Here is a 15,262-nt window from a genome sequence, read left to right on the forward strand (position 1 = left end):
CCCCACCCACCCCCACCACACAAACCACCCACTAACCCCACCCACCAACCCGCATCCACCACAGGCCACAACACACAGACCACCACCCACCCACACCCCGCACTCCGCAACCACCCCCAGGCCGCGGCGCACGAGGGACGCCACGACCACCACACCAGCACCGCAGCACCACAGCACCACAGCACCACAGCACCACAGCACCACAGCACCGGCACCCGGCGGCCCCCACCCACACTGAGAACCGCCAAACACGTAACCACCACCAACAACCCAAACAACCACCCCCGGGCGGTCAACAACGCGCCCCTCCATTGCTCTTCCACCGAGGTCGGCCCGCGCGAATAGGCAGACATATACGTCACCTTTCGAGTGACACCGTGGAGGGACCCGTTTCTCACCCCCTAGCGCGGGCATCCCGTGATCGGCATGACATCGACCCGGGGGCTGGGCCCGTTGGTCCGGCGTCCAGTGCCAACAAGCCAGGCAGGAACAACAAGCCGGGCAGGAGGTGACGGGATGAGGATCGGCGAGAAGCGGCGACTCCGGCGAGACCCGCTGGCCTACCTCGACAACCTCAGTCGCCGCAGCACGACGGGCCTGATCCAGCTGCCCTGGGGCGGTTGGTGCGTCAGCGATCCCGTTCTGGCACAGACACTGCTGCGCAGCCCCGAATACCATGCGGGCAAGTCAGGCTTCTTCGGCGATCTGCTCCCCACCCGCAGTGCCCAGGTCGAGGTCGGACATGCGGTACGCAACCTTCTGCGGGCGGGCATGCCCCACTACCGCGCCGCCCTGACCCGGGCGGTAGCGGAACTCCCCACGGCCAGTCGATGGCCCGCCGCCGGTACCCGGCTGTTATACCGGTGCCTGGCAGACCTGTTGCTCCATCCCGGAACACCCGCCGAGACGCGCAAGTTGCTGCAACGATCCGCGTACGGGGGCGTAGCAGTCCACGCACCGCACGTGTGGCAGCGAGCGCGAGCGGAAGTCTTACGCGCACGACTGCTCGCTGCGGTGACCGAACAGGTGGGACGCCGCCGTAAAAACCCGGTCGGCGAACAGCGCGATGTCCTGGACGCCGTGCTCAGCGCATGCCCCGCCGGGACACCCGACCGGACCGTTGCCGAGCTGCACTTGATGATGTTCCGGGCGATCATGTCCCCCCTCAGCACTTCACTGGCATGGACGGTGTTGCTGGCCTGCCTGCACCACACAGCACCCACACCATGGCCATGGCCCGCGGATCACGTCGTGCGCGAGGCACTGAGGCACCGCCCGGTCGCCTGGATGGTCGGCCGAACCCTCCCCCGCCCCCTCGACTTCGGTGGCACCACCCTGCCGCCCGGTGTTCTCCTCTCCGTCAGCCCTTACCTGCTCCACCACGACGAACACCTGTGGAGCGCTCCCCAAGCGTTCCAACCCGAACGCTGGGCCACCACACGCGAACACGGTCCCTACGTCCCCTTCGGCATGGGTCCTTTCATCTGCGCGGGCGCGGCGGTGGCGCACACCCTGCTCGCCGAGTCACTGACCGCCCTATGCGACAGCGCCCGCCTCACCGTCACCGGTGGAGACCCCCGGCCCGTCATGGCCGAAAGCACAGTCCCCCGGCCATTCACCCTCCACCGCGCTCTGACATCACCGACCACCACATGACAGAACGATGTGACAGAAGAGGAGGTGAAAACCTATGACCGCGATGCGACGCATCTTCACCAACAAGCCGGCGAGGCGCTGGTACTGGTACTGAGAATGACGAGCACACGACCAGGGCCGGACGTCATACTGGACGTCCGGGCCTGACCTCAAGCAGCCCGCAGGCAAGGGAAACCCATCCCTCAGGACAGTGACCCCGCGGAATCCAGCCTTCCTAAATAAGCCCCCGCCGCTCGCTTACGACCAACGCAGCGGCGCGGCGACCAGAACATGTAGACGCCGGGCTGACCGGCCATCGTTGCAATTTGGTCGCGATGCCCAGGCGACGGCACCCAGGGCGAAGGTGCGTACGCATCGCCCCGGACGCCTCAGCGCCGCGCGTGGCGGACCTTCAGACGTCCGTACCCCATGGTCCCGGAGATGCGGATCGTCGGCCCGCCGGGGCCAGGGTTCCGCCGGGGCTTGTAGAGCGAGACCTTCCACTCGGTGCGCAGTTTCTCAAGATCAACGGTCGCGTTGCGAGGCACCGTGATCCTTGCCTTGCCGGTGCCGAGTTGCAGCTCGATGTCGATCACCGGGTACTCGATGACCGCTCGGGACAGGTCCAGGTGGGCGCTTCCGAATGCGGACTCGACCTTGAGGGTCCGGGGTACCCGCCACGCGCCGCGCCGCTTGATCCGTCCGCTGGCGGCGGCGATCGTGGACGTGGTGCTCGGCTTCTCCGGCGGAAGCGAGGCCAGGGTCGGCGCGAGTTCGCCGCGCGTCTTGGCGGTGAGCACCCGGTGGAGGCCTTCGTCCATCTCCTCGTGTGAGATGTGCCCTTCGGCGTACGCCTCCTTCAGGCGCTGCACAGCCGTGTCACGGTCCTGTTCGCTGATCGATGACGGCAAGTCCTTCGGCAGGGGGGTCACCGTTTCACTGTAGGCCGTGCGCGCGAGCTATCGCGCCGAATCCTGTGCGAGGACCTCCGGTGAGGAGGCTGCAAGTGCTTCGGCCTCGGGGGCCAGAAGTCCAGCACCGCGCGGTATCAGCCGTGCCACCAGTCTCCGTGAGTGGCACTCAGCGAAACAGATGCCGATCCCTTCTGGGTAGAGCGTTCGTTCGCCGAATGCTGTGATGAGCGCGTCCGCCTCCCAGAAAGGGGCGACTTCCTCGGCGGACAGCTGGGCCACTCCAGGAACTTGCCCTGCCCCAGGAACTTGCCATGTTCCAGAAAGTTGCCATGTTCCAGGAACTTGCCGTGTTCCATGCACTTGCGCTGTTCCGGGCAATTGCCGTGCTCCACGCAGTTGACGTGCTGCTGGCAGTTGCGTGACGAGCGGCGCGAGGGGTGTGGACAGTAGCAGCATCTCGGTGACCAGATCCCGGTTTGCGGTGTCCACACATCGGCCCCGGCCGCGATCAGTGCGTGGACGCTGTCCTCATCCCTGGTGCAGACCGCGTACCAAGGTGGACTGTGTCCTTGGTCATCATGCGGGTCGGCTTGCGCACCGTGGGCCAGCAGGGCGGTAATTGCTTCAGCGACTCCCCGCTCCGCGGCTCAGTGCAGTGGCGTGCCCCCTTCCCCTCCGATGCGCGCGTCAGGTGGTGCGCCCGCGTGGAGCCGGTCCGGATCAGTGTGGCGTCCTTCCAGTTGGAGTAACCGACCCGATCCGCTGACGCTGGGTCAAGGGTCGGGCCAGGAGCTGAGGAGGTCCGCATATCTCCATCCTGCTGAGGGAACTTGGCTGCTCGTACAGGTCCGTTGGCTTGATGCTCGGCCAGATCTCGACTGCTTTCGCTGACGCGGCGTGCAGTGCCTCAGTGTCGATCGGGGGTGCGTGTCTCGGCCACGTCCTCGTAGCAGGTCACGCAGCGGCCGTCGCTGAACAGCAGCCGACGCGCAGCTCGGAACGGAGTGAATCAGTCGACCGGCGGTCCGTACCAGGCAGCGTCCTCTCCTGGCGCGCCTATGCGGGCCAACTCGGTCCGCTCGCCGAGTAGTTCTTCCGGTAAGACCAGGCCGTCGAAGAATCCCATGTACCGATTGTGGCAGAAGGGTCTGACACTGCCCGCACACCGCCGGTCCGCACACGGCACGGTGCAACAGTGGCTGAACCGAGCCGGACGCGGGGGTCAGCGCAGCCGGTCCTGTGAGGCGCTCGTACGACCTCAGACGGTGCGGCGCAGGGCGGTCTCCACCGCGTCGATCAGCGGATCGCCCGCGGTACGTGGATGCCGTGCGACGCCGAGTTCGACGTCGGGGAGAGCGGGCAGGGCGTCCGGGTCGTGGCAGACCATGCCCGGTTCGAGGTTCGCGGGCATGAGGGCCGCCACGCCGAGTCCGGCCCGTACCGCGGCAAGCACACCGACCAGGCTGTTGCTTTCGAACGTGACGCGCCAGTGGCGTTCGGAGTGTTCCAGCGATGCCAGCACTGACGTACGCCAGGAGCACGTGTTGGAGAACAGCACCACCGGCAAGGGGTCGGCGGTCACGTCCACGCCCTGACCGACCGCCCAGACCAGCGGACGGCGTACCGTCCAGCGCGGTGGCCCGGGGATGTGCGGCACCTCGTCGAGCACGAGTTGGACGCGGCCCGCTTCGTAGGCCTCGCGCATCTCGGCATTGGAGCAGCTCAGCACCTCCAGCGTGGCGCCCGGGTGCAGCCGCGCGAGGTCTGCCAGGACCTGCGGAAGCTGGGAGGCCGCGAGGTCTTCGAGCAGGCCGATGCCGCAGCGGCCGGTCAGCGTGCGGCCGGTTTCGGTGAGTGCCTGGGCGCAGAGGGAGAGGATGCGTTCGGCGTAGGGCAGGAGTTCCTCGCCCGCCCGTGTCAGGGAGACGCCGGACGGCGAGCGGTACAGCAGCGGACGGCCGACTGCGCTTTCGAGTTTGCGCACCTGCTGGCTGAGTGCGGGCTGGGTGTGTCCGAGCGTCGCCGCGGCGCGACTGATGCTGCCCGCCCGCACGACGGCGACGAAAGACCGCAGCAGTGTGATCTCAAGGTCCCTGGCCATAAATTCTCATTATGTCAGCTCCAGTAAAACAACCACTACCTATGGCATGACGAGTGATCTAGCGTCACACGGGTGACCAGATATCGACAGGTGCTCGCACTGCCGGGGATGGCAGCGCTGCTGGGGGTTTCGCTGGTCGCCCGTACCGCGATCACGGCCGATGTGACGGCGTTGACGATGTACGTCGTGCTGGACCTCGACATGAGCTATGCGGCGGCCGGGGGTGTGACCGCGACTCTGACGGCCGGACTGGCGCTGGGCGGGCCGCTCCTGGGCCGCGTCATGGATGCGCGAGGCCTGCGTACGGTGCTGCTGGTGACTGTCGCACTTCAGGTCGTGTTCTGGCTGAGCGTGCCGGTCCTGCCGTACGGGATGCTACTGGGCGCGGCCTTCGTGGCGGGTCTGCTGATGGTGCCCGCTCAACCGGTGACCAGGCAGGCGATCACCGCGTTGACGCCGCCGTCACAGCGCAGGGCCGCGTTCGCGCTGGAGTCGGTGCAGGGCGAGTTGTCGTACATGCTGGGCCCCGCGGTGGTGATCCTGTGTGCCGCGATCCTGTCCCCCGGTGTGGTGGCGTGGGGGGTCGGTGCCGCGATCGTGGTCGGCGGAATCGGCATCGCCTTGCTCGATCCGCCGCTGCGCACCGAGGACGAGTCGCTCGCCGGGACGGCCGAACGGCCTCCGCCTCGGGAGTGGCTCGGCGCCCGCATGGCCGCAGTCCTGACAGTGGGGTTCGGTACCACGATGCTGCTCAGCGGCGTTGATCTCGCCATCGTCGCCACACTCGACGAAGCAGATCAGTTGTCCTGGGCTGCCATGGTCCTGGCCACCTTCGGCGTGGCTTCCGTCGTGGGCGGGCTGATGTATGGCGCGTCGCACCGGCCGCTGCCCTCGTGGCTGCTGCTGGGGCTGCTCGGAATGGTGACTCTGCCCGTTGGGCTCGCCCCTGACTGGCCGTGGTTGTGCGTGGCTGTCGTCGGCACCGGACTGCTCACGGCGCCGACTCTTTCCGCCGTGGCCGACGCGGTGAGCCGGTTGGCGCCCGCCGGGGTGCGGGGTGAGGCGACAGGCATGCAGTCCTCGGCGCAGAGCGCGGGCTTCGCGCTCGGAGCCCCGGCCGTCGGGGTGGCCATCGACGTCTCCGTGCCGGCGGGCGGCTTCGCCGCGGCCGGACTGGCCGGCCTCGCTGCCGCCCTGACCGGATACCTACTGTCCCGCCGCCCGCCCACCCGAAGGCGGCCTCTGCCCAGCGAACACGATCTGGCCGAGGCACCGGCCGGGCGGCCGGGCGGGGCCGGCACTCGGTCCGGTGCGTGAAGTGCCGGGGCGGTGCCCTGCGTCGGCGGCCTGATGGTTCCCTGACGAACACCTGCTCAACGCCTGGCCCGATCCCGTCGTGCCGCTGACCGATCGGCAGCCTCGCGACACTTTCGACGACGCGGACATCCGCGCCAGCTGGGCAGACAGTCGCGGCCGCGAGCATGAGCGCGCAGCCGGAGTGGCGATCCAATGGCGCCACTTGTCGCGCTCGTAGCCCGCACGGGGCTCGTCAACGACGGGCAGCGTGGTAAGGGCGGCGTCTCGGACGGGCAAGCGCACGGAGTCGCCGGGGGCGGCGTGGGCGGCGGTAGCGGGGGCGAGTTGGACGACGAGTGCGACCGGGACGGGGGCGGCACCGCGGTGCCGCCCCCGTCCCGTGACGTGATCGGCACCGACCCGCGGGACGCACCGCAGCAACGTGCCCTTCGGCTTCCAGTCGTACGGGTTCTGGCCGCACAGGCGGTCGTCCAGGCGTGTACACGCCGCACTTGACCGTAGGCGGTCTTGTCCTGACCACGCCCCCACCCCAACAATGCACATGACAATCCGAAAGACCTTCGGACACACAGTCATCAGAGGGGTCCCCCATGAACAAGCCTCTCGTCGCTGCCGGCCTCACCGCGCTGCTCCTCGGCGCGACGGCTCTGCCAGCGACCGCCGTCAGCAACGAAGCGCCGGGAGCAGGCCAGCGGACGGCGATTCCGGCCGAGGCGAAGGTCAAGGCCAAAGCCGTGACCTTCGCCGGTACCGTGGCGCTCAGCAACTGTTCCGGTTCCGTCGTCCGGGCGCCTTCGTCGCAGCCCACCGATCCCGCGCTCGTGCTGTCCAACGGACACTGCCTGGAGACCGGGTTCCCTGGCCCGGGGCAAGTCATCGTCGACCGCCCCTCGACCCGCAGCTTCACGCTCCTGAACGCGAGTGGCGGCAACGCGGGCACCGTACGCGCCAGCAAGATCGCGTACGGCACGATGACCGACACCGACGCCTCGCTGTACCGGCTCACCAGCACCTACAGGGACATAGAGACCCGCTACGGCATCAAGGCGCTCGATCTCGAGGCCGCACACCCGCAGGCGGGTCGGGCCATCACGGTCGCGTCCGGCTACTGGAAGCGGATGTACAAGTGCAGTGTCGACGGCTTCGCGTACCAGCTCAAGGAGGGGCGCTGGACCTGGAAGGACTCCCTCCGCTACACCTCGCCCTGCCAGGTCATCGGCGGCACCTCCGGCTCACCCGTGATCGACGACGCGACCGGCAAGGTCGTCGCTGTCAACAACACCATCAACGAGAGCGGGCAGCGCTGCACCGACAACAACCCCTGTGAGGTCGACCAGAACGGCAACGTCACCGTCCGCCGCAGCATCGGATACGCCCAGCAGACCTACACCCTCGTCCCGTGCATCGGCGCCGGCAACAACATCGACCTGAACCGGCCGGGTTGCACCCTGCCAAAGCCGGTGGCCGCCGAGAAGCACCGCTCCCCTGCTGCGCGGTAGGCAGCCTTCCCACACGCCCGGTGCCGTAGCGCGAGCCTTCCCGGCACCGGGCACCGGTCCTGCTACCGCAGGTACGAGGCGTCCTGCACCCATTGGAAGCCACGGCAGGTTCGCGAAACCGTGCCGAGATCGCAGCATCGGAGGTGCAGTTGCAGCTCTGACAACCCGTCTGTAGCCACACGGGACCACCCGCGGACGCAGGGCCGACCGGCCTCTAGGACTTATTCGGCCGATCATGGCGAGCCCTTCCGCCATCGCCTGAATCCGTGGTGCGACTGTCCCACCGGACACGTAGAGTCCCTCTGTTCACAGGGGAGGGAACGAAGTCCGATGCACATGAGAAGAACGGCCCGGGCGGCCATCACGGTAGGGCTCCTAGGGATTTTCGCGGGATGCGCGCCGGGCGGGTCCGAGGCGGGGGACGCCGCGCAGGACACGCAGGAACCGAAGAATGCCCGCCCGGAAACAGGTGCCGAGGTCCGCTACGCGTCCGCTGGGCGGCTACCCGAACACATCGCCTCGGACGGTACGACGATCGTGGTGGGAAATCCCTCAGCCCGTTCGACCGTGCACGTGTACGAGGACCCGCGTTGCCCCGTCGTTGAGGAGTACGAGCAGACCGGAGCCAAGGCAGTCCACAAGCTGGTGCGCGAGGGAGAGATCAAGACCGAGTACACCTTCGCTTCCTTCCGGGACGACCGAGTCGGCGGTGACGGATCGAAGCAAGCCGTGAACGCGCTGCGCGCTGCACTGGAGAAGAAGAAGTTCGTTGAGTACCACGCGGTGCTCTTCAAGAACCAGACTGTTGTCGAAAGCAGCGGCGGATTCACCACCGAGCGCCTTCTCGCACTTGCTGAGAAGGTTCCGGGACTTCGTGACGAAGCCTTCGACCGGGCTGTCAGGAGGATGACGTACCGGTCGTTCGTCACCGCATCCCAGCGGGCATACCAGCAGACTGGCGACGATCCGATCGGCCCCGGTACGCCCACCGTCGTCGTCAACGGCCACACCATCGACGACGGGCTGCAACACGTCAAATTCGACGAGTCCCTCCTCGACCTACTGGTGACAGACCTTCATGAGCGTCCCGGTATGTGGGACATGGCCTACAAGCCCCTCAGGGATGAGGTCGAGGACGAGTCCACGGCGCCCTGAACGAGCGAGGGCGAGCCGCCGGACTAGCCCTGGGCCCTGTCCGGCTGCTCAGGTTCCGGGGCGGGGGACCGAAGCTCGTAGGGGTAGGAACGGCTGATGCAGGGGCCGCACGAAGGATCTCGGAGGCGTCGGATGATGCACGGCAGGAAGCCGCACCGCAGCAAGCCCGTGCTGGTAGTGGTCGGTGGGCTTCCGGCCACGGGGAAGTCGACCGCGGCGCGCACCGTGTCGCGGGAACTCGACGCCAGCTACCTGCGGATCGACACGATCGAGCAGTCGCTTTCCCGGTTCTCCGCGTACGGCGCGGACACGGCCGCGCTGCGTCACGCCGTCAGTTGGGGGCTGGGCTACGAGGTCGCGTACGCCATGGCCGAGGACTTGCTTGCCCAGGGGTTATGCGTGTTCGCGGAGTGCGTGAACCCGATGAAGGTGACGCGGGACGCCTGGGCGGCGGTGGCCAAGCGAACCGAGGCCGATCTCTTCGAGGTCGAACTCGTCTGTTCCGACCCGGTGGAGCATCGGGGCAGGGCGACGTCACGCACCGTGGACATTGCCGATCTGGAGCTGCCGACTTGGCAGGACATCGTCGACCGGGACTATGAACCATGGGACCGCGACCACATCGTCGTGGACACCGCGGGCAAGTCGGTGGAGGAGACCATCGCGGAACTCCACGACGTTTTGGACATCAACCGCTGAAAGGGTCGGGGCGCGGCGCCCGGATCGGCAGTAGAGCCTGCCCGGGTACGGCGCGCAGGGGCGCTTGGCCGTCCCGGGGCCGGTGGGCGGCGTTCATGGGAGGTCCAGGCGTACGGGGTACTGCCGCAGCCAGGTGTCGAGGTCGAGGACGAGTTCCGCGGCGTAGCGCATGTCCTTGGGGTCGGTGGCGGGGGCCAGGGCTTCCTTGATGGCGGTGGTGTCGAGGAGGTCGTGGACGGGCGCGGTGTAGTCGTCGGCGACTGCGGCGAGAGTGGTGCGCAGGGTGGTGGTGTACTGCGGGTCCTGGATGGTGGGGTAGGGGTTCTTGGGGCGGGTGCGCACGGCGTCGGGCAGCAGGTCAGCGACAGCGGCGCGCAACAGGCTCTTCTCCTGGCCGTCGAAGGTCTTCATGCTCCAGGGGGTGTTGAAGACGTACTGGACCAGCCGGTGGTCGCAGAAGGGGACGCGTACCTCTAGGCCGGTGGCCATGCTCATGCGGTCCTTGCGGTCCAGGAGCAAGGGCAGGAAGCGGGTCAGGTGGAGGTGGACGGCCTCGCGCATCCGCTGTTCGACCGGGTCCGCGTGTTCGATGTGCGGTACGTCGGCCAGGGCCTGGCGGTAGCTTTCGTGCCGGTGGGCGGGCAGGTCCAGGGCGCGGACGAGGTCGGGGTTCAGGAGGCGGGTGGACATCGGGGCGTCACCGAAGCCGGCCTGGGCGTAGACGTCGATGGCGGCGCGCCAGGGGAAGGTGTCGGCGTTGACGGTGTTCGGGTCGTGGAACCAGAAGTATCCGCCGAAGAGCTCGTCGGCTCCTTCGCCGGACAGGGCGACGGTGAGGTGCCGGCGTACGGCACGAAAGAGCAGCAGGGCGGAGATGTCGAAGTCGCCCAGGCCGGAGGGGAGGTCGCGGGCGGTGAGGGCGGCGCGCCGGTTGCCGGCGTTCATCAGTCCGTCGGTGGCCACGGTGATGTCGGTGTGGTCGGTGTTCACGTGCTCGGCCAGGGCGCGCACGAAGGGTTCGTCGCAGTCGACGTGCATGAGGTCGGGGGTGAAGTCGCGTGCCTGGTTGTCGAAAGCCACGGAGAAGGACCGTACCGGCGCGTCGCTGGCGCGGGCGGCCAGGGCGGTGAGGGCGCTGGAGTCCAGGCCTCCGGAGAGCAGGGTGCCCAGGGGGACGTCGGCGTGGCTCTGCTGGGCGATGGCGTTCTCGAGCAGGCCGCGTACGGTGGCGATGGTGGTGGCCAGGTCGTCGGTGTGCTCGCTTGCCTGTAGGGCCCAGTAGCGGCTGGTGGCCAGTCCGCGGCGGCTGAAGGTGTTGATGTGGCCGGGGCGCACTTCGCACATGCCGCGGTAGACGGCGTGGCCCGGGGTCTTGGCCAGTGACAGCAGTTCGCGCAGGCCACCGGCGTCGACGCTCGCGGTGACATCGGGGTGGGCCAGCAGTGCCTTGGGCTCCGAGGCGAACAGCAGCGCATCCCCGACCTGACAGTAGTAAAGGGGTTTGATGCCGAGGCGGTCGCGGATGAGGAGCAGTTCCTCGGTACGGGTGTCCCACAGAGACATGGCGAACATGCCGTCGAGGCGGGTGGCGAGGTCCGGCCCCCACTGGAGGTAGGCGTGCAGGACGACCTCGGTGTCGCTGGCGGTGGAGAAGCGGTGGCCCAGGCCGCTCAACTCGCTGCGCAGTGCGCGGTAGTTGTAGATCTCACCGCTGAAGGTAATAACCGCCCGGATGCGCCCGTTCTCGCTGACGCTCATCGGCTGGCTGCCGCCGGGCAGGTCGATCACAGCCAGGCGGCGGTGCCCCAGCGCGGCCCGGCGGCTGACCCACTCGCCCCCGGCGTCAGGGCCGCGGCAGTCCATGGTGGCTGTCATCGCGGCGAGGGCGGCGCGCTGCCTGCCGCCGTCCAGGTCCTGGTCGTAGGCGATCCATCCGGTGATTCCACACATGATCTCTCCTAGAGGCCGGAAGGCGGTACCGGCTGCCGATGCGGGCCGCCACTCCACGGGACCCCGCCGGTGCGAACGGGCGCGGCCGCTTCCGCCGCGGGCGGGGTACGGCGAGCACCGCGTCTTCGGTGGGGTGCGGAGCGGTCAGGCGCGGGTGAAGACGAGCGCGGCGTTCTGGCCGCCGAAACCGAAGGAGTTGCTCAGCACCGTCTCCACCCGGTGCGGACGGGGGGCACCGGCGACGATGTCCAAGTCGATGCGCGGGTCGGGGCGGGAGAAGTTCGCCACCGGGGGGATGAGCTGATGCTCCAGCGTCAGGACGCTACAGGCCGCTTCGATGGCTCCGGCGGCGCCGATCCCGTGACCGAGCGAGCCCTTGTTGGCGGTGACCGGCGCGGGGCGTGGGAAGAGGCGGCTCAAGGTGGTCGCCTCGTACAGGTCGTTGAAGCCGGTGGAGGAGCCGTGGGCGTTGATGTGGTCGATGTCGTCGTGCCGCAGGCCCGCCTCGTCCAGGGCGGCGCCGATGGCGGCGGTGGCGCCCTTGCCCTCGGGGTCCGGGGTGGTGGGATGGTGGGCGTCGGCGGAGGCGCCGTACCCGGACAGCCAGGCCCGCACCCCCGCCCTGCGGGCCCGAGCGTGGTCGGCCTTCTCGAGCACCATGACCGCCGCTCCCTCGCCGAGGACGAAGCCGTCCCTGTCGGCGTCGAAGGGCCGTGAGGCACGTGCGGGGTCCTGGCCTCGGCGGGAGAGCACGGACATGCGCGAGAAGCACAGGGCGACCATCTGTGAGGCCCGCGGGGACTCGGCTCCGCCCGCCAGGACGACGTCACAGCGATCGGCGGCCAGCAGGTCCTTGGCGACCCCCAGCGCCGTGGCTCCCGAGGCACAGGCGGTGGAGACGACGAGGTTGGGTCCGGTGACGCCCAGGTCAAGCGCGATCTCGCCCGCGGCCATGTTGGGGATGGAGCGCGGCAGGGACAGCGGCGAGACAGCTCGCAGACGTCCTCGCAGCAGCTTCTCCGTCTCACCTGGCCAGTGCTCCATGCTGGCGGCTCCCACCCCCAGCACCACGCCGACCCGCCGGTGGTCGAAGCCTCCAGGGGACAGGGCGGAGTCGGCGAGCGCCATCCGGGCCGCGACCACGGCCATCTGCATGAAGCGGTTGGTGCGCCAGGCGATGGTCTTCACACTGTCTGTGTCGAAGTCGGGGACCTGGCAGGAGAAGTCGACCGGCATGCCCTCGAGCGCGTGGTCAAAGGCCGCGGTGGACCTGCCCTGGCACAGGCAGTCCCACAACGCGTCAGGGCCTTCGCCCGCGGGTGTCAGCAGGCCCAGTCCGGTGACGGCCACGGGCTCGCTCATACGAGCCCTCCGGCCCGCTGGGCGGCCGGGTGGGCGCCGGGCAGGACCTTTTCGAGTACGGCGCAGATGTCGGCCAGGGTGGAGGTGGTGCCGAGCTGCCCTTCCGCGACCTCCATCAGTTCCACGTCGTACTCGTCCTCGTAACGAGTGATCAGTTCCAGGAGGGCCAACGAGTCCAGGCCCAGATCTTCGATCGTCGCCTGCGCGGTGGCTGTCTCCCGGTCGACGTTGAACGACTTCACCAGTTCGTCGATCAGGTGCGGGAGGAGGCTACTGGTGGTCATCAGGGGTTCCTTTGGTCGGCGTCGGCAAGGTCTGCATGGGCAAGGTCGGCATCGGCAAGAGCAAGGGCGGGGCAGGACGGGGCGGCGTCGGCGGGCGTGCTGCGGCGGGCACGGCTTCGCGACGCCGCTGTGGAAGGGTTCGGCCAGGTGACCGGCAGCGTGCGCAGGCCGCGCACGGTGACGTTGTCCTGGTAGGTGCGGGGTTCGTCGCGCGACATCGGCGGGTCGACGGCAAGGACGGACAGGGCGTGCCGGGCGGTCAGCCGGGCCAGGGCCGCCCCCAGGCAGAAGTGCGCGCCTGCCCCCAGGGCCAGGTGTCTGGGTTGGGCACGGTCCGAGGTGTGGGTACGCAGATGGCGCTGGGGCCGAAAGACGTCGGGGTCCTCGTACACGGCCGGATCCCGGTTGGCGAAGGCGAGCACGGGCAGCACGATGGTCCCCCGGGACAGCGCCACGCCTTGCAGGTCGGTGTCGCGCACCACCGCGCGAGGAGTGATCTGTACCGGCGACTGCAAGCGCAAGACCTCCTCCACGACCGCGTCGGCCGTCCGTATGTCGCGTGCCAGATCCCACCCCTGCCCCGACCGGTCACCGGCCAGCTCAGCGACCGCGTGCGACAACAGGCTCACGGTCGTGTCGTATCCGGCGCTGAGCAGCAGACTGCACGTGGTCACCACTTCGCGGACTTCGGCCACAGTCCCGTCGGGCCGGTGCAGCAGCGTGCTGACGAGGTCATCCGTAGGGGCCGCGCGCCGCGCTTTGACCTGCTGGTGGAAGTAGCGCACGAAGCGGAAGCGGGCCCGAGCGGTGGCGCGTTCATCGGTGACGCGGGCCGGTTGGTCCAGCCCCTGCACGACCAGCCGGGCATCACGCTGGAAAGCAGGGCGGTCCTCGTCCGCCACCCCCAGGACATCGCTGATGACCGACATCGCCAACGGCTCGGCCACATCCGTCACGAAGTCCCCGGGGCCTTGCCGGCAGTCGGCCACCAGCGCGCGGACATGGGCGGCGACACTCTGTGCCAGACCCTGCACGCGGCGCACGCTGAAGTGCCGTGCGACCTGACCGCGCAGCCGGGTATGGCCCGGCGCGTCGAGTTGCAGGAAGGACCGCGCGGGCAGGCCCAGCAGGGTCATCTCATACAGCTCGCCCGCACCGTGGCCGAAGTGCGCACCACGCAGTACCTCGGAACAGGCGGTGTGTCCCAGCACGGCCACCGCCCCGCCGGGCAGACGATGCACCGGCCGGGCGCGCATCGCAGGCGTCACACACTGGTGGGGGTCGGCCAGAAAGCGGGGATCCTCGATGTCGGCGCCGAGGAAACGCGCCAGCTCGCGTACCGCAATCCGGATCGGCTCACCTTCATGACCGGCCACACGCACGCCCTTCAATGGGTTCCGCTGGTCTACCTCACCGTGCGCCGGCGCATCGGCTACCTGGCTCCCGTCCGGTGGCAGGAACAGCCACTGAGGCTGTACCCGCGCCTTCTGGGCATCCGTCCCGCCGCCACCGAGTTCGAGGTCCGCTTCGGCAGTCAGGACCGGTCGCCGGAGGAGGCCCGCATCCTGTCCGTGTGCTGGGACACCGCCCGCGAGCGTCCTCGACTCCTGACCGGTGAGCAGCGCCGTCTGCTGGAGACATACCTGCACTCCGAGGGCCGAGGGCGCCGCACGGGACTGAGGCGATGGGGAGGCGGTCCCTTACCGAGGCGATCCCGCACCGAGGCGATCCCGCATGGAGGCGATTCTCACCTGCTGGATGCAGGACCGCCAGGTCCGGCCCATGCTCCACGGCGCATGGGCCTCCTGCTCAGCCTTGCTGAAGCGACGTCAGTACTGAGGTGCAGCGCTGAGTTACAGCCCTGAAGCGCAGTGCTGAGGCGCCTGCCTGGACGCACCGGACAGAGACCATGAACGGTCGTGACGCGATGGGGTCAGTCGTTGACGCAGACGTTTCCGAAAGCCGGATTGAGCAGACCGACGACGTTCGTACTACCACCACACAGATTGACAGGAATGTGCACCGGGATCTGAACCAAACCGCCAGTCAGCACACCAGGTGAGTTGACGGCGGCACCCTGTGCACCAGCATCGGCAACCGCGCCGCCGACAGAGCCGAAAGCAGCCGTACAGGCGGCAGCGGCGGTGATGCCGCACTTGGTCGCAAGCCTCATTGGTGACTCCTCCACGCAGGGTCCAGGGTCGTTTCGCAAGGAAACAAGGATCAAAGGCGATAACGGCAGCCTCCCTGCCGGGACACGCTGAGTCACCCGGTCAGGCTCTGAGTCAGACTTACGCCAGGTGCTGCTCGCTTCCTGGAAAGGTTGCGAACTGGGCGCTTCTCCGC

At 68.5% G+C, this 15,262-nt stretch carries 12 protein-coding genes; 5 read left to right on the forward strand and 7 right to left on the reverse strand.

The features are described from left to right. Positions 1-516 precede the first annotated feature (516 nt). Entirely contained in the window at positions 517-1,656 is a 1,140-nt protein-coding gene (locus ACH4DX_RS14505) for a cytochrome P450 (RefSeq protein WP_398155287.1), read from the forward strand. A 368-nt stretch (positions 1,657-2,024) separates the two neighbouring features. Here ACH4DX_RS14505 and ACH4DX_RS14510 read toward each other — a convergent pair whose 3' ends face one another. Together ACH4DX_RS14510 and ACH4DX_RS14515 are read right to left on the reverse strand one after the other, a co-directional pair. Further along, the gene (locus tag ACH4DX_RS14510) at positions 2,025-2,567 is read right to left on the reverse strand and encodes a DUF1707 domain-containing protein (protein ID WP_398155288.1); all 543 of its coding nucleotides are present in this window, start codon (positions 2,565-2,567) and stop codon (positions 2,025-2,027) included. Positions 2,568-3,807: 1,240 nt separating this feature from the next. Continuing rightward, positions 3,808-4,650, reverse strand: coding sequence for a LysR family transcriptional regulator (locus ACH4DX_RS14515; RefSeq protein WP_398155289.1), 843 nt, complete (start codon positions 4,648-4,650; stop codon positions 3,808-3,810). A gap of 72 nt (positions 4,651-4,722) precedes the next feature. Here ACH4DX_RS14515 and ACH4DX_RS14520 point away from each other — a divergent pair, with 72 nt between their 5' ends. The 4 genes from ACH4DX_RS14520 to ACH4DX_RS14535 all read left to right on the forward strand — a co-directional run bounded on the left by ACH4DX_RS14520 (position 4,723) and on the right by ACH4DX_RS14535 (position 9,320). Then, positions 4,723-5,967: an MFS transporter gene (locus tag ACH4DX_RS14520; protein ID WP_398155290.1), complete on the forward strand. Its 1,245-nt coding sequence runs from the start codon at positions 4,723-4,725 to the stop codon at positions 5,965-5,967. A 590-nt stretch (positions 5,968-6,557) separates the two neighbouring features. Then, on the forward strand, positions 6,558-7,466 hold the full coding sequence (locus ACH4DX_RS14525) for a serine protease (RefSeq protein ID WP_398155291.1): 909 nt from the start codon (positions 6,558-6,560) through the stop codon (positions 7,464-7,466). A 330-nt stretch (positions 7,467-7,796) separates the two neighbouring features. Further along, a complete protein-coding gene (locus ACH4DX_RS14530; protein ID WP_398155292.1) occupies positions 7,797-8,621 on the forward strand; it encodes a thioredoxin domain-containing protein in 825 nt (274 codons plus the stop codon). 132 nt (positions 8,622-8,753) lie between these two features. Further along, entirely contained in the window at positions 8,754-9,320 is a 567-nt protein-coding gene (locus ACH4DX_RS14535; RefSeq protein ID WP_398155293.1) for an AAA family ATPase, read from the forward strand. A 93-nt stretch (positions 9,321-9,413) separates the two neighbouring features. Here ACH4DX_RS14535 and asnB read toward each other — a convergent pair whose 3' ends face one another. The 5 genes from asnB to ACH4DX_RS14560 all read right to left on the reverse strand — a co-directional run bounded on the left by asnB (position 9,414) and on the right by ACH4DX_RS14560 (position 15,089). Beyond that, complete coding sequence (gene asnB, locus ACH4DX_RS14540; RefSeq protein ID WP_398155294.1) at positions 9,414-11,270, reverse strand: asparagine synthase (glutamine-hydrolyzing); 1,857 nt, start codon at positions 11,268-11,270, stop codon at positions 9,414-9,416. A gap of 144 nt (positions 11,271-11,414) precedes the next feature. Further along, positions 11,415-12,632, reverse strand: coding sequence for a beta-ketoacyl-[acyl-carrier-protein] synthase family protein (locus ACH4DX_RS14545; RefSeq protein WP_398155295.1), 1,218 nt, complete (start codon positions 12,630-12,632; stop codon positions 11,415-11,417). Then, positions 12,629-12,916, reverse strand: a complete 288-nt coding sequence (locus ACH4DX_RS14550; RefSeq protein WP_398155296.1) for an acyl carrier protein — start codon at positions 12,914-12,916, stop codon at positions 12,629-12,631. The genes ACH4DX_RS14545 and ACH4DX_RS14550 overlap by 4 nt, the downstream gene beginning before the upstream one ends. Then, complete coding sequence (locus ACH4DX_RS14555) at positions 12,916-14,292, reverse strand: cytochrome P450 (RefSeq protein ID WP_398155297.1); 1,377 nt, start codon at positions 14,290-14,292, stop codon at positions 12,916-12,918. Before ACH4DX_RS14555 ends, ACH4DX_RS14550 begins: the two co-directional genes overlap by 1 nt. Positions 14,293-14,849: 557 nt before the next feature. After that, positions 14,850-15,089, reverse strand: a complete 240-nt coding sequence (locus ACH4DX_RS14560) for a chaplin (protein WP_398155298.1) — start codon at positions 15,087-15,089, stop codon at positions 14,850-14,852. Positions 15,090-15,262 lie beyond the last annotated feature (173 nt).

The sequence above is a fragment of the Streptomyces sp. NPDC017940 genome, assembly GCF_044328435.1.
GTDB lineage: Bacteria > Actinomycetota > Actinomycetes > Streptomycetales > Streptomycetaceae > Streptomyces.

Excerpts from the sequence above, each read along its gene's own strand:
- ACH4DX_RS14505 (WP_398155287.1), top strand. The coding sequence starts at position 517 with ATGAGGATCGGCGAGAAGCGGCGACTCCGGCGAGACCCGCTGGCCTAC.
- ACH4DX_RS14515 (WP_398155289.1), bottom strand. The coding sequence starts at position 4,650 with ATGGCCAGGGACCTTGAGATCACACTGCTGCGGTCTTTCGTCGCCGTC.
- ACH4DX_RS14525 (WP_398155291.1), top strand. The coding sequence starts at position 6,558 with ATGAACAAGCCTCTCGTCGCTGCCGGCCTCACCGCGCTGCTCCTCGGC.
- ACH4DX_RS14530 (WP_398155292.1), top strand. The coding sequence starts at position 7,797 with ATGCACATGAGAAGAACGGCCCGGGCGGCCATCACGGTAGGGCTCCTA.
- ACH4DX_RS14535 (WP_398155293.1), top strand. The coding sequence starts at position 8,754 with ATGATGCACGGCAGGAAGCCGCACCGCAGCAAGCCCGTGCTGGTAGTG.
- asnB (WP_398155294.1), bottom strand. The coding sequence starts at position 11,270 with ATGTGTGGAATCACCGGATGGATCGCCTACGACCAGGACCTGGACGGC.
- ACH4DX_RS14545 (WP_398155295.1), bottom strand. The coding sequence starts at position 12,632 with ATGAGCGAGCCCGTGGCCGTCACCGGACTGGGCCTGCTGACACCCGCG.
- ACH4DX_RS14550 (WP_398155296.1), bottom strand. The coding sequence starts at position 12,916 with ATGACCACCAGTAGCCTCCTCCCGCACCTGATCGACGAACTGGTGAAG.
- ACH4DX_RS14560 (WP_398155298.1), bottom strand. The coding sequence starts at position 15,089 with ATGAGGCTTGCGACCAAGTGCGGCATCACCGCCGCTGCCGCCTGTACG.